4 protein-coding genes are annotated in these 5,053 nt (G+C 71.6%); all 4 read left to right on the top strand.

Annotation, left to right across the window (positions count from 1 at the left end; translation table 11 throughout):
- The first annotated feature begins 297 nt into the window (after positions 1–297).
- Positions 298–1,020 carry a helix-turn-helix domain-containing protein gene (locus K6I34_RS31310; protein WP_229331238.1) on the top strand — a complete coding sequence of 241 codons (723 nt, stop codon included), beginning with the start codon at positions 298–300 and terminating at the stop codon, positions 1,018–1,020.
- A 69-nt stretch (positions 1,021–1,089) separates the two neighbouring features.
- Positions 1,090–2,511 carry a CoA transferase gene (locus tag K6I34_RS31305; protein WP_229331236.1) on the top strand — a complete coding sequence of 474 codons (1,422 nt, stop codon included), beginning with the start codon at positions 1,090–1,092 and terminating at the stop codon, positions 2,509–2,511.
- Between the two features lie 17 nt (positions 2,512–2,528).
- A complete protein-coding gene (locus tag K6I34_RS31300; RefSeq protein ID WP_229331234.1) occupies positions 2,529–3,722 on the top strand; it encodes a CaiB/BaiF CoA-transferase family protein in 1,194 nt (397 codons plus the stop codon).
- A 52-nt stretch (positions 3,723–3,774) separates the two neighbouring features.
- The gene (locus K6I34_RS31295) at positions 3,775–4,944 is read left to right on the top strand and encodes an acyl-CoA dehydrogenase family protein (RefSeq protein ID WP_229331233.1); all 1,170 of its coding nucleotides are present in this window, start codon (positions 3,775–3,777) and stop codon (positions 4,942–4,944) included.
- Positions 4,945–5,053 lie beyond the last annotated feature (109 nt).

The raw sequence follows: 5,053 nt of genomic DNA, 5'->3' as shown, positions 1-5,053 counted from the left end.
GCAAAGTGCGGTCGTGCATCACTCCGTACAGCAGCAAAGCCCCCGGTGAGCCACCCAGCCACCGCCGTTCGCCGGTCATCATCACGCTCAACCACAGGTGGCAGTAACCACAAAAGCAACGGCATTGGGCGCAGAGGGCCCGGGGGGCGAAGCCCCCCGGAAACGCCCAGCCTCACCCCGAGGACGCGGCCGAAGGCCGCTCCCGCTCCCGCTCCCGTCGCAGGCGGCGACGGCGAGAAGCCCGACTTGCTGAAATGATCGACGTGGTCGGCACAAGAAAGACAAGGCGGGGCGGGGATGAGGCAGCGGCACCGTACGGTGGACAGAGTCGCGTGGATCCTGGAGGCCGCCGCGCGGGCACCGGACGGGGTGACCGTGGCCGAGCTGGCACGGACGGTCGGGGCGCCGGCGAGTTCGGTGCAGGATCTGGTCAACGGCCTTGTCGCGACCGGTTTCCTGCTGGAGCAGCACCGGAGATTCCGGCTCGGTCCCGCCCCGCACGTCCTCAACCTCATCGCCGGCCGGGTCGTCCCGAGGATCAGTCAGGCCGAGCTCAATGAACTGAGCCGCGTCGCGGGTACCCCGGTGCTGCTCACGGTGCGGGTCGGGCTCGACGCCGTGCACCTCGCGCGCGGCGGCGAGGACGAGATCCCCCGCCTCGTGCCGATCGCCGACGGGCACGTCGCCCGGCCGCTGCTGCGGACCGCCGCGGGGCGTCTGCTGCTGGCCTTCACCGACGAGGCGGAGCGCCGTGGGCTGCTCGACGAGCTCGCCCGCCACGATCCCGAGGCGGTCGCCGAGTTCCGCTCGGCTCTTCCGGCGATCCGCGCGTCGCGGATCAGCCGCAGTGAGGGACTGGCCGACCCCGAGGTCAGCGCGCTCGCGATCCCCGTCACCGAGGGCTCCGTCGTCACGGGGGCCCTGGCTCTGATCCACCGGCGTCGCAGCCGCTCGGAGCGGCTGCGTCTGGACCGGGCGGCGGCCCGGCTTCTCGCGCACATCCAGGAGGGGCGGACATGACGTCCGCATCGGTTCACGGATATCCGTGAATCCGGGCGCTCGCGCGGTGCCGGGAACGAGCATCCCGGCATGACTTCGAACACGCTGACCACGACCGGCGAGATCGTCTCCCGGCTGCTGCACACCCTCGGCGACCCCGATCCGGCCCGGGGCGCCGAGGACATCACCGTCGTCGGGGCCGATCCCCTGGTGCCCTCGGTGCACCGCCTCGCCGATGCCATGTCCGCCGCGATCGGTGTCTTCGGGCAGCAGACGGCGGCACTCGGCGAACAGCGCGGCCACCGGCCCCAGAAGGTGGGGGTCCAGGCCGGGGCCGCGATCGACCAGCTCATGGCGACGTATCACACGACGCTGTCGGGGCGCCCGATCGGTGCTCTCCTCGACGATCCGGCACTGCTCGGCAACAACGACTTCTACCGGGCGCGCGACGGACGGTGGATCTTCATCATCACCACCTATCCGCACCTGCGGGACGCGGTCCACTCCGTGCTGAGGTGCGGGCTCGACAAGGTCGCGATCGCGCGGGCCGCGGCCGACTGGGACGCCTTCACGCTGGAGGAGGCCATCTGCGCGCGGGGCGGTGTCGCCTGCGTGGTGCGCAGCCGGGACGAGTGGCTCGCGCACCCCGCGGGGCGGTACGTGGCGCGGCGCCCGGTCGTCGAGATCGAACGCGTCGGTGACGGACCGGTCCGGCCTCTGGAACCGGTCGGCGAGGACGATGAGGCGCTCGCGGGTGTACGGGTGCTCGATCTCACCCATGTCATCGCGGGCCCCGTATCGACGCGGCTCCTCGCCCAGTTCGGCGCCGACGTGCTGCACCTGACGCGCCCCGACCGCCCCGACCCGATCCCGATGATCGCCATGACCGGCGGCGGCAAGCGCAACGCCTACTGCGACCTGCGCGACGCCCGCGACCGTGCGGCCTTCCACGACGCGCTCCAGGACGCGGACGTCTTCGTGCACGCCTACCGGGGACTCGCCCGGCACGGGGCGTCGACCGAGGAGCTCGTCCGGCGCCGCCCCGGACTCATCGCCCTCGAATACCACGCCTGGGGCGTCGACGGGCCCTGGGGCGAGCGTGGTGGGTTCGATCAGCTTGCCTGCTCTGCGACCGGATTCGCCGTCGAGGAGTGGACCGACCGGCCGTCGCTGCCGCCGACGTACCTGCTCAACGACTATCTCGCCGCCTACCTCGGGGCCGCCGCCGTCGCCACGGTCCTGCGCCGGCGTGCGGTGGAGGGCGGCTCGTGGCGGATCCGCGTGACCTTGGCCGGGGTGTGTCACTGGGTGCAGGAACTCGGGCTGCTGGCACGGGAGGACGTGCTCGACCTGCCCCGGCCCGGGGGTGCGCCGTTCGCCGCGCTGTCGACCACCGCGACCGACTTCGGCCCGCTCACCGAACCGGCGACGCCGTTCGCGTACAGCGGGCGCACGGTCCCCCAGACCGGCCGACGGTCCCCGCTCGGGTCCGCCGAGCTCCAGTGGCGCTGACCCGGAGGTACCGGAAGATGTCCGAGAAATCGAGCGGCCCGTCCGGACGCGGACTCCTCGCCGGAGTCCGTGTCATCGAACTGGCCAGCGTGATCATGGCCCCGTACGCCGCGCAGCAACTGGGCGACCTGGGCGCCGACGTGGTCAAGGTCGAGCCGCCCACCGGTGATATGACACGTCACTACCCTCCGCGGCGCCACCCCGGCATGGGCGCCGCGGCACTGAACCTGAACCGCAACAAGCGCAGCGTCGTCATCGACCTCAAGGCCCCGCACGGCCGCGACGCCCTGCTCGCCCTGCTGCGCACCGCCGACGTCTTCATCACCAACCTGCGTCCGCAGGCCCTGGAACGTCTCCGCCTCGGGTACGAGGACGTCGCGGCGGTCAACCCCGGCCTGATCTACGCCAACGCCCAGGGTTTCCGAAGCGACAGCCGCTACGGCACCCACGCCGCCTACGACGACATCATCCAGGCGGCCAGCGGCCTGGTCTGGCTCAACCACAAGGTCTCCGGCCGGCCGCACTACGTTCCCACCGTGCTGGCCGACAAGATCTGCGGCATGCAGATCGCGCAGTCGGTGCTCGCCGCGCTGCACTACCGGGAGCACGGCGGCACCGGCCAGCACATCGAGGTCCCGATGGCGGACACCATGCTCGCCTTCAACCTGGTCGAGCACCTGGGCGCGGCCGCCCTGGAGCCCGACGGCGCGTTCGGTTCGGCGCGTTCGCTCAGCCCGGAGCGCCGCGCTCAGCGCACCGCCGACGGCTGGATGTGCATCCTGCCGCACAGCGATCGCAACTGGCGGGACTTCACCGCCTTCGTCGGCCGCCTCGACCTGGCCGACGACCCGCGCTTCGCCACCGGCCCCGACCGGGCCCGCAACGCCGACCAGTTCTATCCACTGCTCGCGGAGCTGACGCCACGTCACACCAGTGCCGAATGGCAGGAGTTCTGCGACCGGGTGGGCATCGCCGCCGCTCCGGTGCTCGACCTGGAGTCCGCCGCCACCACCGCCTACGCCCGTGAGGGCGGCCTGCTGCGCGATGCCGAACACCCCACCGAGGGCCCCTACCGGGTGATCGGCCGGCCGGTCCGCTACTCGGCCGACCCGGAGCCGGAGCTGCGGCCCTGCCCGGCCATCGGCCAGCACACCGACGAGGTTCTCGGCGAAGTCGGCTTCGATTCTTCCCTGCTGCGCTCCGCGGACTGACCGGTCTTCCGTGACGCACCCATTGATTCACCAACTCGGGAGCTCATCATTCATGTCTTCTTCGACGCTTTCGCCGATCGCGTTCCCCGACGTGGCCCTGCCCGCATCGGCCCGTCTCCTGCGTGCCGAGGTCCGCGCCTTTCTCGATGAGGAGCGCGACCGCGGGACCGTGCTCGGCCGCCCCGACTCCTGGCTGGCCGGCTGGGATCCCGCTTTCAGCCGTCGCCTCGCCGAACGCGGCTGGGTCGGCATGGCCCTGCCCACCGAGTACGGCGGCGCGGGCCGCGGCTTCCTGGAGCGCTATGTGGTGATCGAGGAACTGCTCGCCGCCGGTGCCCCGGTCAGCGCCCACTGGGTCTCCGACCGGCAGGCGGGCCCGTCCGTTCTCGGGCACGGCACCGAGGAGCAGCGCCGCTTCTTCCTGCCCCGGATCGCCGCCGGGCAGTGCTTCTTCTCCATCGGCATGAGCGAGAAGAGCAGCGGCTCCGACCTCGCCTCGGTGCGTACCCGCGCCGAACGCACAGCCGACGGCTGGCGGTTGACCGGCACCAAGATGTGGACCGGCGGCGCCCACGTCAACGACTACGCCATCGTGCTGGCCCGTACCGACGACGCCGAGGACAAGCACGCGGGCCTCAGCCAGTTCATCGTCGACCTGCGCGCCCCGGGCGTACGGGTCGAGCCGATCCGGCTGATGAGCGGCGAGCACCGCTTCAACGCCTTCCACCTCGAAGGCGTCGACGTCCCCGAGGGCATGCTGCTCGGGCGGCGGGGTGACGGCTGGAAGCAGGTCACCGGCGAACTCGCCTTCGAACGGAGCGGCCCGGAACGCTACCTCTCCACGTTCCCCCTCCTGGTCTCCCTGCTCCGTGAACTTCAGCAGCGCTCCGTCGCGGAAGGGCAACTCACGCGGATCGGCATTCTGACGGCCCGTCTGCACAGCATCCGCCGGCTGTCCCTCGGCGTGGCCGCCGCGCTGGACGCCGGGGACGCGCCCGACGTCCAGGCCGCCCTGGTCAAGGACCTCGGCACCCGCCTGGAGGGCACGCTGACCGACATCGTCCGCGATGTCCTGCCGACCCCGGCCGACCCGCACGCCACCCCCGGCACCCACGCCGAACTGCTCGCCTTCGCCCTGCTGCACAGCCCCGGCTACACGCTGCGCGGCGGCACCAACGAAATCCTTCGCGGCATCATCACACGCGGTCTGGAGCAGCACTGATGAACACCCACACGATCGACACCAGCACCCCCGTCGTCTCCGCCGACGACTACGACACCACCGCCTTCTTCGCCGATCCGGACGCCATCGCCACCGTCACCAACACCAC

This window comes from Streptomyces sp. UNOC14_S4, assembly GCF_020740835.1.
Taxonomy (GTDB): Bacteria; Actinomycetota; Actinomycetes; order Streptomycetales; family Streptomycetaceae; genus Streptomyces.
Note: the sequence above shows the minus strand (reverse complement) of the source record. Positions and strands in the feature narration are given on the sequence as shown.